14 protein-coding genes and 1 tRNA gene are annotated in these 14,761 nt (G+C 38.4%); all 15 read right to left on the reverse strand.

Annotation, left to right across the window (positions count from 1 at the left end):
- Positions 1–99: GTP-binding protein (locus FBQ94_RS16380; RefSeq protein WP_285442251.1), on the reverse strand; the 99-nt coding region annotated here is incomplete at its 3' end.
- Between the two features lie 34 nt (positions 100–133).
- Positions 134–2,188, reverse strand: a complete 2,055-nt coding sequence (fusA, locus tag FBQ94_RS16385; protein ID WP_007221902.1) for an elongation factor G — start codon at positions 2,186–2,188, stop codon at positions 134–136.
- A gap of 39 nt (positions 2,189–2,227) precedes the next feature.
- The gene (gene rpsG, locus FBQ94_RS16390; RefSeq protein ID WP_007221901.1) at positions 2,228–2,710 is read right to left on the reverse strand and encodes a 30S ribosomal protein S7; all 483 of its coding nucleotides are present in this window, start codon (positions 2,708–2,710) and stop codon (positions 2,228–2,230) included.
- 25 nt (positions 2,711–2,735) lie between these two features.
- On the reverse strand, positions 2,736–3,107 hold the full coding sequence (rpsL, locus tag FBQ94_RS16395; protein ID WP_007221900.1) for a 30S ribosomal protein S12: 372 nt from the start codon (positions 3,105–3,107) through the stop codon (positions 2,736–2,738).
- An 18-nt stretch (positions 3,108–3,125) separates the two neighbouring features.
- Complete coding sequence (rpoC, locus tag FBQ94_RS16400; RefSeq protein WP_007221899.1) at positions 3,126–7,235, reverse strand: DNA-directed RNA polymerase subunit beta'; 4,110 nt, start codon at positions 7,233–7,235, stop codon at positions 3,126–3,128.
- A gap of 12 nt (positions 7,236–7,247) precedes the next feature.
- Positions 7,248–10,931: a DNA-directed RNA polymerase subunit beta gene (gene rpoB, locus FBQ94_RS16405; protein WP_007221898.1), complete on the reverse strand. Its 3,684-nt coding sequence runs from the start codon at positions 10,929–10,931 to the stop codon at positions 7,248–7,250.
- A gap of 33 nt (positions 10,932–10,964) precedes the next feature.
- Positions 10,965–11,384 (reverse strand): 50S ribosomal protein L7/L12, encoded by a 420-nt coding sequence (gene rplL, locus FBQ94_RS16410; protein ID WP_007221897.1) that lies wholly within the window; start codon positions 11,382–11,384, stop codon positions 10,965–10,967.
- A 36-nt stretch (positions 11,385–11,420) separates the two neighbouring features.
- Positions 11,421–11,948, reverse strand: a complete 528-nt coding sequence (rplJ, locus tag FBQ94_RS16415) for a 50S ribosomal protein L10 (RefSeq protein ID WP_007221896.1) — start codon at positions 11,946–11,948, stop codon at positions 11,421–11,423.
- Between the two features lie 34 nt (positions 11,949–11,982).
- A complete protein-coding gene (rplA, locus tag FBQ94_RS16420; protein WP_007221895.1) occupies positions 11,983–12,663 on the reverse strand; it encodes a 50S ribosomal protein L1 in 681 nt (226 codons plus the stop codon).
- Between the two features lie 53 nt (positions 12,664–12,716).
- Positions 12,717–13,142: a 50S ribosomal protein L11 gene (gene rplK / locus FBQ94_RS16425; protein WP_007221894.1), complete on the reverse strand. Its 426-nt coding sequence runs from the start codon at positions 13,140–13,142 to the stop codon at positions 12,717–12,719.
- A 15-nt stretch (positions 13,143–13,157) separates the two neighbouring features.
- The gene (gene nusG / locus FBQ94_RS16430; RefSeq protein WP_007221893.1) at positions 13,158–13,706 is read right to left on the reverse strand and encodes a transcription termination/antitermination protein NusG; all 549 of its coding nucleotides are present in this window, start codon (positions 13,704–13,706) and stop codon (positions 13,158–13,160) included.
- Between the two features lie 182 nt (positions 13,707–13,888).
- Positions 13,889–14,350 carry a preprotein translocase subunit SecE gene (gene secE / locus FBQ94_RS16435; protein ID WP_007221892.1) on the reverse strand — a complete coding sequence of 154 codons (462 nt, stop codon included), beginning with the start codon at positions 14,348–14,350 and terminating at the stop codon, positions 13,889–13,891.
- Between the two features lie 32 nt (positions 14,351–14,382).
- Positions 14,383–14,459 (reverse strand) — tRNA-Trp (locus FBQ94_RS16440).
- Positions 14,460–14,492: 33 nt separating this feature from the next.
- Positions 14,493–14,642, reverse strand: a complete 150-nt coding sequence (gene rpmG, locus FBQ94_RS17590; RefSeq protein WP_007221891.1) for a 50S ribosomal protein L33 — start codon at positions 14,640–14,642, stop codon at positions 14,493–14,495.
- A gap of 22 nt (positions 14,643–14,664) precedes the next feature.
- A partial coding sequence (locus tag FBQ94_RS16445; protein ID WP_285442014.1) for an EF-Tu C-terminal domain-related protein occupies positions 14,665–14,761 on the reverse strand: 97 nt, incomplete at its 5' end.

Consider the following 14,761-nt stretch of genomic DNA (forward strand, 5'->3'; position numbering starts at 1 on the left):
CGTAATTACCGACGTCAACGTCGTCTTACCATGATCAACATGCCCTATCGTACCTACATTCACATGCGGCTTCGTCCGCTTAAATACTTCCTTCCCCATCGATGAAACCTCCGATTTTTATTTTTAAATTATCTTATGCAACACTACTGAACACCTTTGCAGGTGCAGGTCTATATTCCAACGGTTCCATTGTATACGTACCTCTTCCTTGAGTAATAGATCGTAATACTGTTGCATATCCAAACATCTCAGCAAGTGGTACGTTACCCTTAATTATCCTAAGGTTACCTCTCGTGCCCATTTCAATGATATTAGCTCTGCGACTATGAATTTCGCTAATTACATCACCCATATACTGCTCTGGCACAGCAATTTCAAAAGACATTATTGGCTCCAAAAGTATTGACTTTGCCATTTCAACACCTTTCCTCAGCGCAATGCTGGCGGCAGTATAAAAAGCCAAGTCGGATGAGTCTACAGGATGCGTTGAACCGTCCGTTAAAGTAACTTTTATATCAATGAGTGAATATCCACCTGCTACACCGGTAGCAGCAGTTTCCCTGATTCCTTTTTCCACGGATCTTATATATTGTTTGGGAATCTTACCTCCAACAATTGCATCTTCAAAAGTTACTGGTTCTTCACCTTTAAATGGTTCTAATGTAATCCAGACATGCCCGTATTGTCCGTGACCACCGGTTTGTTGAATAAATTTACCTTCAACCTCAACCTTTTTGCCTATGGTTTCCCTATAAGATACTTTTGGGGCACCAACATTGGCATCAACCTTATACTCACTCAACATTCTATTTTTAATTACTTCCAGGTGAAGTTCGCCCATACCAGAAATAATTAACTGCCCAGTTTCTTTATCCATATGTGTTCTGAAGGTGGGGTCTTCTTTAGCTAATTTGGACAAAACTGTCCCGAGTTTTTCTTTCTCTGCATCCGTCTTCGGTTCGATTGCCATCGATATAACAGTCTCAGGAAATTCCATTTTCTCAAGTACTATAGGTTGATCTTGATCACAGAGAGTATCTCCTGTTACCGTATACTTTAAACCAATTACAGCGCCTATATCACCAGCGGAAAGTTCCTCAATTTGTTCTCTAGTATTAGCATGCATTTTATAAATACGACTTATCAGCTCTTTTTTATCTTTACCAGAATTTATAACCCTTGACCCTGCTGTTACTTTCCCGGAATAGACCCTTATGAAAGTAAGGTCACCATGTTTATCGGATGCAATTTTAAAAGCCAAAGCACTAAAAGGTTCTGTTGATAACGGCTTTCTTGATACCTCTTCATTGTTATCAGGATTTGTACCGACAACCGCTTTCTTATCAAGCGGGGAAGGTAAGTAATCACATACTGCATCAAGAACTAGCTGTATCCCTTTCTTTTTAAATGCAGAACCGCACATTACCGGTACGAATTTTAAATCAATCGTTCCTTCACGGATAGCTTTTTGTATTTCTTCATTCGTTATTTTTTCATTATTGAGAAACTTCTCAGTCAACCAATCAATCTGCTCAGCTAACCCCTCAATCATCTTCTCACGGTAAATTTCGGCATCTTTCTTATACTCTTCAGGAATTTCTTCTATTGAGAAATTAACCCCTAATTTATCTACATCATCCGAATATACCATAGCTTTCATCTTTACAAGATCAATAACACCTTTAAACCCTTGTTCTTTACCAATAGGTAATTGAATAGGAATCGCCTTAATTCCTAATCTTTCGTTAATCTCATTCACAACCTTTAAAAAATCAGCCCCTGTACGGTCCATCTTATTTACAAAACAGATTCTCGGCACATTATACCTATCAGCTTGACGCCACACCGTCTCTGATTGTGCCTCAACACCACCAACACCACAAAAAACGCAAACGGCACCATCAAGAACTCGAAGTGAGCGTTCCACTTCTACAGTAAAATCCACGTGACCTGGGGTATCAATAAGATTGATTTGATAATCATTCCAAAAACATGTCGTTGCAGCAGCCGTTATAGTAATTCCACGTTTTTGTTCCTCTTCCATCCAGTCCATCACACAAGTTCCTTCATGAACCTCACCCATTTTATACGATCTGCCTGTATAATATAGTATGCGTTCTGAAGTTGTTGTTTTACCGGCATCAATATGCGCTGCAATTCCAATATTTCTCATCTTTTCTAAACTCATATTATAAACTTCCTATATTATTAAACTTCTCTATCAATATTAAAATTTCGACCATGCAAAATGTGCAAATGCCTTGTTAGCCTCAGCCATCTTATGGGTATTTTCTCTTTGCGTTATAGCTGCGCCCTGCTTTTTATATGCATCTATCAACTCATCAGCTAACCGTTGATACATGGGACGTCCTTTTTTACCTTTCGCAGCATCTATTATCCAACGAAATGCTAACGATTGCTGTCTTTGTTTTGGCACCTCCACCGGCACCTGATATGTTGCACCGCCTACACGTTTCGATTTAATTTCTACCAAAGGTTTTACATTATTCACCGCAATCTCAAACACTTCCAAAGATTCAATATCTGGCATCTTTTTTCCTATAGCTTCCATTGCATCATAAAACACCTTCTCTGCTACACTTTTTTTGCCTTTTCTCATAAGGCAATTTATAATTTTTGAGACTAACTTACTTTTATATTTTATATCTGGTTGTAAAAATATTGCCGTGCTCCTATATGCAAGCGCCATAAACTACATTCTCCTTCAACGAAACCTATTTGGGAACCTTTGTCCCATATTTAGAGCGAGAACGCCTTCTACCATCAACACCTGCACAATCTAACGTCCCGCGAACAATATGATATTTAATACCAGGAAGGTCTCTCACACGACCCCCTCTCACCAAAACAATAGAATGTTCCTGTAAATTATGACCTTCTCCTGGAATATAAGCAGTCACTTCTCTTCCATTAGATAACCTTACTCTAGCTACTTTCCTTAAGGCAGAGTTAGGCTTTTTTGGTGTTCTTGTCATAACCTGAAGACAAACTCCTTTTTTTTGAGCACACTTATCAAGATCAGGACTCTTGCTTTTGTTTTTAACCATCTTTCTGCCTTTTCGAATTAACTGATTTATTGTCGGCATATATTTTTCCACTCCTTATTAACTTAACATTACTAATTCTTTATCTTTAGATTTTTCAAGTTCTTTTGAGATAACAGTTTCCGTTGGTATAGCAGAAAGCGACAAATAGGTCTTATATCCTGTGCCAGCTGGCACAAGATGCCCAAGAATAACATTTTCTTTCAGTCCAACTAACCCATCCGTTTTACCCTCTAGTGCCGCTCTTGTCAAAACTTTTGTTGTTTCCTGGAAAGAGGCAGCAGATATAAAACTATCCGATTGCAAAGAGGCCTTTGTTATACCCATCAACAAAGATTTTGCAGTTGCAGGCTTTCCACCCTTTTCGATTATTTTCTTATTCTCATTTTTAAATTTAAACCTATCAACAATCTGCCCAGGTAAGAAAATTGTATCGCCTACATCATCCACTTTCACTTTTCTCAACATCTGACCAATAATAATTTCAATGTGCTTATCATCAATCGGTACATTTTGAGAGCGATAAACGTTTTGAACTTCCTTTAGCATATAAGTCTGCAGCTCTTCTTCGCCACTTATTCTTAAGATGTCCTGTAAGATAAGAGGTCCTTCCACCAAAGGACTACCAGCCTTAATACGGTCCCCTCTATGCACCTTCAAATGTTTTCCTCTCGGTACGAGGTGCTCTATTTCCATAGCAGCTTCACTCCTAACCATGATAGTGCGTTTTCCACGGCGTTTTTCACCTACCTCTACAACACCATCAATTTCACTCATCACTGCCGGATCTTTCGGTTTTCTTGCTTCAAAAATTTCAGCAACCCGAGGTAAACCTCCCGTAATATCTTCTGTCCTGGAAATCTCTCTTGGCGTTTTCGCAAGCAATGTTCCAGCAGTAACAAATTCACCTTCTTCAACCTCAATATGTGCTTTTTCTGGAATCGGGTATAGACCTAATATTTTGCCTGTTTCATCTTCTATGATAATTTGGGGATGTAAATCTCCCTTATGTTCCATAATTACTTTACGCTTAACGCCGGTCGATACATCAGACTCTTGTCTCATAGTTTTACCAATCACGATATCTTCAAAACGTATTTTGCCAGACATTTCTGTTAATATCGGGATCATATGGGGATCCCATCTTGTTAGTACCTGATGCGCAACAACGCTTTCATTTTCCTTTACCAATACTTCTGCTCCTAATACAACGGTATGCTTATCAATCTGCCTTCCCTTTGAATCTATAAGCAATATTTCTCCATTTGTATTGATAGCAACATTCTTCCCTTGCGGATTTTTTACTACATTCAAATTACTGTATTTTACAACACCAGCGCGTTTCGCTCTCACCTCAGATTCTTCTACTGAACGTGTAGCAGTACCTCCGATATGGAATGTCTTCATAGTAAGCTGTGTACCAGGTTCACCAATTGACTGAGCTGCAATAATTCCTACGGCCATTCCCTCTTCTACAAATTGCCCTCTTGATAAATCCATCCCATAACATTTGGCACAGAGTCCTAAAGACATTTCACAAGTTAGAGGTGATCTAACTTTGATTTTCTCATACCCCATTGATTCTATTCTTTTGGCTTTTTCTTCAGTAATTAACTCGTTTTCTCTGATAATTACCTCATCTTTGACCAAGTCTACAATATTATTCCTAGCTACACGGCCGACAATTACCTTACTTAAAGGCACCTCGACTTTCTCACCGCGGTAGACTACACTCTTGGTAATACCATTCGTAGTACCACAGTCTTGAGCAGTTATAACTACATTCTGAGCAACATCAGCTAGCTTTCGAGTTAAATAACCAGAATCTGCTGTTTTTAACGCTGTATCAGCCAACCCTTTTCTAGCTCCATGGGTAGAACTGAAATACTCCAATACCCCTAATCCTTCTCTAAAATTGGCCTTTATAGGTGTTTCTATAATTCTACCTGAAGGTTTCGCCATCAAACCACGCATACCGGCAAGCTGTCTTAATTGCTGAGAACTACCTCTTGCTCCGGATGCAGACATTAAATACACAGGGTTCAAATAGGGACTTCCGTTTCTCGTGTCATTTTTAAGTTCGTTCAACATCTCCTCGGCAACTCTTTCACCGGCATAAGTCCATGTATCGATAATTTGGTTATACCTCTCACCCTCTGTAATTATACCCTTCCTATATAGTTTTTGTATTTTCTCTATTTCCTCTTGCGTTTTATCTAAGATATCCTGCTTTTTAACAGGCATTTTTACATCAGTTATTGCAAATGACAACCCTGCCTTTGTACACTCCTTAAAACCTATCTCTTTTATATCATCCAATAGACCAATCGTCTTTTCTCTACCCAAAATTTTATAGCAATCCTGTATTATTCTGCTAATACCTTTCTGATCTAAGGTATAATTGTAAAATGGCATCCCATGTGGCAATATTTTATTGAAAACAACACGCCCAACCGTAGTTTTACACAAACCATTTTTCGGCTCTTCAGTACCCAATCTATCCTTAATGATTTTTTCATGATGTAATCTTATCTCAATCTTTGTATGCAAATGTACCTTCTTAACAGCCAGAGCATAAAGAACTTCTTCAAATCCAATAAACTTTGGATACTTTACATCCTGTTCATCCTGTAAATTTACGGTAAGATAATAACAGCCCAAAACGATATCCTGGCTCGGGGTTATAATAGGGTCGCCGGAAGCTGGCGAGAAAATATTATTCGTAGATAACATTAAGGTAACTGCCTCAGACTGTGCTTCTATTGAAAGCGGTATATGAACTGCCATCTGATCACCATCAAAATCAGCGTTAAACCCACGACAAACTAAAGGATGCAACTTAATAGCATTACCTTCTACCAAGATAGGTTCAAAAGCCTGAATACCCATTCTATGCAGTGTTGGCGCTCTATTAAGTAATACAGGATGCCTTTTAACTACTTCTTCTAATATATCCCATACTTCTTTATCCTTTCTGCCCAACATCTTCTTAGCGCTTTTAATCGTATCTGCAAGGCCTAGTTCTTTTAATCTTCGTATAATGAATGGTTGAAACAATTCCAAAGCTATCTTCTTTGGCAAACCACATTGATGTAATTTTAGTTCGGGTCCTACCACAATCACAGAACGTGCAGAATAGTCAACCCTTTTTCCAAGTAAGTTTTCTCTAAAGCGCCCTTGTTTGCCCTTTATCATATCGGTCAATGATTTTAAAGGCCTATTATTGCTACCAAGCACAGGGCGCTTGCCTCTGGTATTATCAAATAAAGCATCAACAGCTTGCTGCAGCATCCTTTTTTCGTTTCTTATGATTACTTCAGGTGCGTTTAAATCAATTAACTTTTTTAAACGGTTGTTCCTATTAATAATCCTTCTGTAAAGATCATTAAGATCGGAGGTAGCAAAATTTCCACTTTCCAATAAAACGAGCGGTCTTAGATCGGGTGGAATAACAGGTATAACGCTTAATACCATCCATTCCGGTCTATTTCCAGAATCTCTAAACGCCTCTACTATTTCCAATCTCTTAATTATTTCTTTGGCACGCTGCTTGGATTTCGTCTGGTTAAGTTCCTCGCGTAATTGACTTGATAATGTTACCAAATCAAGATTTTGCAATAGCGTCCGTATCGACTCAGCCCCCATCCCTGCCTTAAAGGATTGTTCCCCATACTTCTCTTTATTTACTTTATATTCTTCTTCACTGAGCATCTGGTATTCTTTAAGTGGCGTGCTTCCCGGGTCAATTACCACATAATCTTGGAAATAAATAATTCTTTCTAAAGATGTAGTCTTCATTCCCAAGAGGGTCCCTAATCGCGATGGCATTGCTTTAAAGAACCATATATGAACAATTGGTGCTGCCAAATTAATATGTCCCATACGCTTCCTTCTTACCCGCGAATGAGTGATCTTCACACCACATCGGTCACAAATGATCCCTTTATGTTTTATCCCTTTATATTTCCCGCAAAAGCATTCCCAATTACGCTCAGGACCAAATATACGCTCGCAAAACAATCCATCTTTTTCAGCTCTGTAAGTACGATAATTAATTGTTTCCGGCTTTTTTACTTCACCGTAAGACCAACTTCGTATATCATCTGCTGATGCAAGTGATATTTTTACGGAACTATATTCATTAATTTTATCGTACACTATATCTGTCATTTATAAACCCCTTTACGACTCTTTTAAAACTTCCATTTTTTTCTTTTCTAATTTTAAACTTAACCCAAGTCCGGCAATTTCATTCGCTAGTACCTCGAAGGAGGCAGGAGTACCAGCTTCTAATGTATTTTCACCTTTTACCATCGATTCGTAGATTTTTGTCCTTCCCTCTACGTCATCACTTTTTACTGTAAGCAATTCCTGCAAGTTATGAGCTGCGCCATATGCTTCAAGGGCCCAAACTTCCATTTCACCAAATCTCTGTCCACCAAACCGCGCCTTTCCGCCTAGTGGTTGTTGGGTAATTAAGGAATACGGACCTGTTGCCCGTGCATGTACTTTCTCGTCTACCAAGTGATGAAGCTTTAACATATACATATAACCTGCCGTTACCTTTTGTTCGAAAGCTTCCCCCGTCCTGCCATCATAGAGAACAGTTTTCCCATCTTCCGGTAAGCCAGCTTCTTTAAGAGTTGCTCTTATTTCTTCTTCAGACGCACCCTCGAAAATCGGTGTTATCGAACGGAATCCTAATTTGTTTGCAGCCCATCCAAGATGAGTTTCCAGAATTTGCCCTACATTCATTCTTGATGGCACACCCAATGGATTCAACAGCATTTCAACCCGAGTTCCATCAGGTAAAAATGGCATATCCTCTTCAGGAAGAATTTTAGATATAACGCCTTTATTACCATGACGGCCGGCCATTTTATCACCTACTGATAGTTTTCTCTTTGTAGCAATTGAGATCTTAGCCAATTCCAAAACTCCCGTAGGTAGTTCATCCCCGCGTTTTAAATGATTAATCTTTCTATCTTTTTCATCTTTTAAATATTCTATTTTCTCAAGAAATTCTTTGCTAATTTCAATAGCTTTTTCTTTTTTCTTTTTATTGCTAAACTCAATATTCTCGATATCAAAACGTTCCTCTAACAAGAGAACAGATTTCGCTGGAAGACCACGCTCAATTGTATATATCTGTCCAGTCTGTATATCTACCAACGGCTCGTTAACCTCACCATCTATTGCCTTCAACATCTTGCCGAATTCTTTCACAATATTCTCATCGTATTTTGCTTCTATATCATTTATTTCTTGTAAAATTTTTTGTCTCTTATCATCAGAGAGATAAGATTTTCTAGAAAATATCTGAGTGTTTATAACAATGCCTTCCATGCCAGATGGTACTTCGAGTGATTCATTTTTTACATCTTCTCCTGCACGACCAAAGATAGCATGTAATAATTTTTCTTCAGGCGATAATTCACTCCGGCTCTTAGGGGCAACCTTACCAACCAGGATATCTCCTGGTTTTACCTTTGTCCCTACCCGTATCACACCGTTTTCATCGAGATTTCTTAATGCTTTTTCTGAAACATTAGGTATATCACGAGTAAACTCTTCTCTTCCTAACTTCGTCTCTCTTATTTCCACTTCAAATTCTTCTCTATGAATGGAAGTAAAACGATCATCTTTCAGTAAAGCTTCACTAATGACTATCGCGTCCTCAAAATTATATCCATCCCAAGTCATAAAGGCAACCAACACATTTCTCCCAAGGCTTAGCTCTCCATTGCACGTTGCAGCTCCATCCGTAATAACCTCCCCCTTTTTTACCTTTTGACCTTCAGCAACTATCGGCTTTTGATTCAGGCAAGTACCTTCGTTCAAGCCAACAAACTTCCTCAGCTTATAGACATCTCTATCATCGATAATAATTTCGCTCGCTGTTACTTTTGTAACGGTTCCCGCATTTTCTGCCTGAATAGTCATACTTGAGTTTTGAGCTACAACTTTTTCCATACCTGTGGATACAATAGGCGGTTCAGTTCTCAAAAGAGGAACTGCCTGTCTCTGCATATTAGAGCCCATTAGTGCCCTATTAGCATCGCTATGTTCAAGAAATGGTATTAAACTGGCTGATACTCCGACCAATTGCTTTGGAGATACATCCATATAATTAACATCTTTAAAATTCACCTGATGAAAATCACCATTGTATCTGCATAATACACTTTCCACTTTATCTTTCATTAACACATCTGCCGGGGCTATCAATTTATTTTCTTCTTCATCCGCGCGAAGATACGTTAATTTTTCGGTAATTTTTCCTTTATCAATTATCCGATATGGTGTAATTAAAAAACCATATTCGTCAGTTGTTGCATAAATACTTAAAGATGCAATTAAACCAATATTTGTACCTTCAGGAGTTTCTATCGGACAAACCCTGCCATAATGAGATACATGAACGTCCCTCACTTCAAATCCCGCTCTTTTTCTATTTAATCCACCAGGACCTAAGGCACTTAATCTTCTCTCGTGGGTTAATTGTGCTAAAGGATTTGTTTGATCCAGCACTTGAGATAATTCACTTCTGCTAAAGAAATAATCAATCGCAGAAAAAATAGTTTTAGAGTTTACCAAAGAGCGTGGGGTTAACTGATCAGAATCCTTTACACTTAACCTCTCCTGGACTGTCCTTCTCAATTTAAGAAAACCTTTACGGAGCTCTTCTCCAGCTAACTCGTCAATCGTTCGAAGTCTTCGGTTGCCTAAATTATCAATGTCATCTACAGATACACCAGGTTGACCTTTACGTAATTTCATTATATACCGTATGGCTTCAACATAATCTTCCTTTTGCAACGTCATCTCGGCTTCATTAATATTGTGTCCTAATTTTCTATTTAACCTAAATCTGCCGACAGACCCCAGTCTGTATCTCTTTACATCAAAAAATTTATCATAAAATAACTGCTTGGCCTTTTCTACTTGCTGGGGATTTCCAGGACGAAATCTAGCATAAATTTTTAACAATGCATCTTCATGAGATTTCGTAAAATCGGAATCTAATGAATTCAACACCAGAAGATCATCCGCTTTTTTAATTACTTCTATCTTCTTAATCTCAAAATCAGCAATTGCTTTTACCGTTGTATCTGAAATCTGACGGCCTGCCTCCAGTACAATTTCTCCTGTTTCAGGATTGATGATCTTGTCAACAGTATACCTGCCTCTTAATTTGGTAATCGAAGCATAATCACTGATTTTGATTACTTCCGTATCATAGAATAACCGAATAATATCTTCATCATTTGTATATTCTTCTGAAAGTGCTCTAAGAAAACACGTAGCCGGCAGTTTTCCGCTCTGATCTATCCGCACCGTAAGAATATCCTTCTTCCCTACTTCTAATTCAATCCAGCTTCCTCTCTCTGGAATTATCCGGCATGAATGCAATCTCTTTTCAGCATGAAATTCTTCAATAAAATCTATACCGGGTGAGCGATGTAACTGAGTCACAATCACTCTTTCTGTGCCATTAATGATAAACTCACCACCGCCAATCATCACCGGTATCTCGCCTAAATAGACTTCTTCCTCTATTGGTTCAGCTTTATTAAGTCTTAACCAAACGCGGAACGGGCGACCATAAGTCAAGCGTAATTGTCTGCATTCATCCTGAGTATATCGTGGTTTACCAAGTTCATATTTAATATAATCTAGCGACATCGTACCATCATAATTACTTATAGGGAATATTTCCCTCAAGATCGCTTCAATCCCGTAATTTTTTCTTTTAGAAGCAGGTATATCTGCTTGTAAAAAATCACGATATGCTTTCGTTTGGATTTGTACAAGATTTCGGACCTCTACAACATCCTCAACCTTACCATAATTACGAATTTCCATAGGTTTCCTAGTGTTCTTACGTTAAAAAATTTATTATTTTACTTCTACCACTGCGCCAGCAGCTTCAAGCGATTTTTTAATCTTATCAGCTTCTTCTTTCGTAACTCCCTCTTTAACTTTCTTAGGAGCGCCTTCGACAAGATCCTTAGCTTCTTTTAATCCTAGATTTGTTTCTGCACGAACAGCTTTAATTACCTGAATCTTATTTGCTCCGGCATCTTTCAAAATAATATCAAAAGTTGTCTTTTCTTCCGCAGCGGCCGCTTTACTCTCTCCAGCCATTGGCATACCCGCAGGCATTGCGGCAACCGCAGCCGCAGAAACACCAAATTTCTGCTCAAAAGCCTTTACAAGCTGTGAAGCCTCAAGCAATGTCATCCCTGCCACCAAATCGAGCACCTGGTTAATTTTACCAGAAGACTCAACTGTTTTTTCTTCACTAACCTCAACCATTTTAATCCTCCTACCTTTTCAGGAAATCTCTAAAAATTATTTGCTATTTTTTTCTTTTTCGTCTTTTACCGCTTGCAACACAATAGCCAAACTACGTGAAACAGAACCAAAAGCACTTGCAACTCCAGCAATTGGAGCATTAATACTCGTAATTATTTGCGTATGAAGGACCGATATTGTCGGAAGTTTCGCTAATTGACTTACATGATCTGCCGAAAGCACCGTTCTATCAACAAATCCACCTCGTAAATTCAAAGCAGGTATTTTCTTTGTCCACTCGACTGTTTCTTTTGCTATAACAACCGGGTCATCACTTCCAGATATGATAGCTGTTGGCCCAATGAATAGACTATTAATCTCTGAAAACCCTATCTCCTTAAATGCAATAGCCATAAGCGAATTTTTAACTATTTCCAGGAATATCTTTTTCTTGTGTAAATCCTTTCTTAGCTGGTCGAATTCTAGCGCTTTTATTCCTTGATAACCAACCACCAAGTAATTATTCGAATTACGATACCTAGAGATCATTTCTTTTACAATAAGTTGTTTTAATTCATTTGCCATTGCTTTATATACTTCCCTTCAAATCATGTATAACTTAAACTTGTAACGTTATTCCGGGACTCATCGTTGAAGATATCGATATATTTTCTACAAACACACCCTTTGCCGATGCCGGACGTGAATTAGTAATATGTTTAACGAATGTATTGATATTCTCTTCTAAGTCTACAGGTGAAAACGATACCCTTCCAACAAGAGCATGCACATTGCCGCCAGCATCTGTTCTATATTCGATTTTCCCTGCTTTAAATTCTCTAACGGCTGTTTCAACATCGTCCGTCACGGTACCTGATTTTGGTGAAGGCATCTTACCTTGTGGTCCGAGAACTCTACCCAACTTACCTACAAGCCTCATCATGTCTGATGTGGCAACTGCTACATCAAAATCCGTCCATCCGCCTTCTACCTTTTTCACAAGCTCTTCAGCACCAACCTCATCTGCGCCAGCTTTTTTCGCTATTTCAGCTTTTTCACCGCTGGCAAAAACAACAACCTTAAGGCTTTTACCAATTCCTTTAGGCAATGAAATAGATCCTCTGATAAGCTGATCCGACTGCTTTGGATCGATACCTAGCTTCATCGATACTTCGACACTCTCATCAAATTTTGCTGACTTAAAGGACTTAAGCAGCACAACAGCCTCTTTTAATCCATACCTTTTTTCAGAATCTACAAGCTTTGCTGATTCTACATATCTTTTACCTCTTTTTGCCATCTGATTACTTTCCTTTCAACGCCACGAACATATACTTTTCATATCTACAGAAGTTAATCTACCACTTTAATTCCCATATTACGGGCAGTTCCTTCTATCATTTTAACCGCAGCATCCAAATTATCGACATTCAAATCTGCTAACTTTTTACTTGCAATCTCTTTTAGCTGTTGCCGAGCCACCTGCCCAACCTTCTGTTTATTTGGCTCTGATGATCCTTTCACAACCCCAGCTATCTGTTTTAAAAGCACAGATGCAGGAGGTGATTTTATAACAAAGGTAAATGTTTTATCTTTAAAAACAGTAATCTCCACAGGTGTCACAATGCCTTGCAAATCTTTCGTTTTATCATTAAATTGCTTAACAAATTGCCCTATATTAACCCCATGCTGACCTAATGCAGGCCCTACCGGCGGCGCGGGTGTTGCTTGCCCTCCTGGGCATTGTAATTTAATCTTTGTTAAGACCTCTTTTGCCATTTTACGCTCCTACTCTCAAATTGCTTCTACTTGCCAATATTCTAACTCAACAGGCGTTGCCCTGCCAAATACCGTAAGCATTACTTTAACACGACCACTCGCTGGTAATACTTCTTCAACAATCCCATCATAGTTTTCAAACGGGCCTTCTTTGACTCTGACCTTTTCACCTTCGTGAAATTCTATTTTTGCACGTGGTTTTTCCTCTTTATGCTCTACATCCGACAATAATTTTTCCACTTCATAACCAGTCATCGGCACAGGCTTATTCTGTCCGCCAATAAAATCGCCAGCGCCAGGTGTTTCTCTGATTAAAAACCAAACCTCTTTCGGTATCTGTCCCTTCTCATCAACTTCAACCTCAGCCATTAAATAACCCGGATATATTTTTCTTTCCGTTACCTTTTTCTTACCACCTTTAATCTCAGAAACTTTTTCACTAGGAAGTAGTACTTTTGAAATTAAATTCTCTAGGCCCCGGATCTTAATCCGCTCAACCAAGCTGCTTCTAACCTTATCTTCTTTATTGCTCTGAACGCGCAACACAAACCATTCTTTGGGCATCTAACTAAACCAATAAAAAAAATTTTTAAAAGCCTTTATAAATTGCAATACATCAGAATCTTTCTGTGCCTATTTAAATCAACCACTCGGAAGGAACTAAAAGAATTGATAGCTCTGAGGAGTTTCCTTTAATTTAATCGTTAGCATCATTATGTAGATTAATTGTCGGTATCTCATACATCTTAAAGCACACCTATATATTCCATAACTACCGACACAAACCAATCAACACCTAATATAAATATTCCTATGACAACAACTGACACAATAACAACAGCGGTCGAACCGACCAATTCATACCTTGTAGGCCACGAGACCTTCTGGAGTTCACCTTGAGTATCAATTAAAAACTCTACAGTTTTCTTACTGCCAGCATCTAACGGTTTAATTCCTGTCTCAAGCCCAGCAATAAAAACACAAATAAAAAAACCAAGAAAAACAAAAAGCACAAATGCACAAATCAAACCCCATGTCAAATTAATATCAATGAGTGGAATTTTAGCATTTTCTGCAATATTCGGCAAGTTGATAAGCAAATTATACAAGGAAACAGAAGCAAACAAACTAAGCATACCCAAAGCTATACCAACGGCAATTCTGCTATACAAACCTTGCCCTTTTCTATATGTTTCAAACAACGACATTCTTAATATCTCTCTTCTATAAATAAAGTATATGGCAGGTCTGGAGGGACTTGAACCCCCAACGACCGGATTTGGAGTCCGGTGCTCTACCAATTAGAGCTACAGACCTTAATTTTATCGATCATCTGAATTTAAAATAAATCTATTTTTTATACTCTTTATGTTCAGTATGCTTTCTGCAAAACCTACAAAACTTTCTTAATTCCAGCTTCTCAGTCTGCTGTGTTTTTTTTGGTGTTCTATAATTTCTATTTGAACACTCTTTACAAACCATAGTTATATATTCATGCATGCAAATCTTCCTAAGTATTTATTTATTCAATAATTTTTGTAACGACGCCAGCGCCGACTGTTTTTCCACCTTCTCTGATAGCGAATCTTAATCCTTCATCCATCGCTACGGCTGTTAAA

Origin of the sequence: Candidatus Jettenia sp. AMX1 (genome assembly GCF_030263775.1) — a bacterium.
In the GTDB taxonomy this organism is placed as follows: domain Bacteria; phylum Planctomycetota; class Brocadiia; order Brocadiales; family Brocadiaceae; genus Jettenia; species Jettenia caeni.

What these genes read in the sequence shown, in the direction of transcription:
- secE (WP_007221892.1), bottom strand. Translation starts at nt 14,350, where the DNA reads ATGTCGTTGTTTGAAACATATAGAAAAGGGCAAGGTTTGTATAGCAGA.
- rpsL (WP_007221900.1), bottom strand. Translation starts at nt 3,107, where the DNA reads ATGCCGACAATAAATCAGTTAATTCGAAAAGGCAGAAAGATGGTTAAA.
- rpsG (WP_007221901.1), bottom strand. Translation starts at nt 2,710, where the DNA reads ATGGCGCTTGCATATAGGAGCACGGCAATATTTTTACAACCAGATATA.
- fusA (WP_007221902.1), bottom strand. Translation starts at nt 2,188, where the DNA reads ATGAGTTTAGAAAAGATGAGAAATATTGGAATTGCAGCGCATATTGAT.
- rpoB (WP_007221898.1), bottom strand. Translation starts at nt 10,931, where the DNA reads ATGGAAATTCGTAATTATGGTAAGGTTGAGGATGTTGTAGAGGTCCGA.
- rplJ (WP_007221896.1), bottom strand. Translation starts at nt 11,948, where the DNA reads ATGGCAAATGAATTAAAACAACTTATTGTAAAAGAAATGATCTCTAGG.
- rplK (WP_007221894.1), bottom strand. Translation starts at nt 13,142, where the DNA reads ATGGCAAAAGAGGTCTTAACAAAGATTAAATTACAATGCCCAGGAGGG.
- rpoC (WP_007221899.1), bottom strand. Translation starts at nt 7,235, where the DNA reads ATGACAGATATAGTGTACGATAAAATTAATGAATATAGTTCCGTAAAA.
- nusG (WP_007221893.1), bottom strand. Translation starts at nt 13,706, where the DNA reads ATGCCCAAAGAATGGTTTGTGTTGCGCGTTCAGAGCAATAAAGAAGAT.
- rpmG (WP_007221891.1), bottom strand. Translation starts at nt 14,642, where the DNA reads ATGCATGAATATATAACTATGGTTTGTAAAGAGTGTTCAAATAGAAAT.
- rplA (WP_007221895.1), bottom strand. Translation starts at nt 12,663, where the DNA reads ATGGCAAAAAGAGGTAAAAGATATGTAGAATCAGCAAAGCTTGTAGAT.
- rplL (WP_007221897.1), bottom strand. Translation starts at nt 11,384, where the DNA reads ATGGTTGAGGTTAGTGAAGAAAAAACAGTTGAGTCTTCTGGTAAAATT.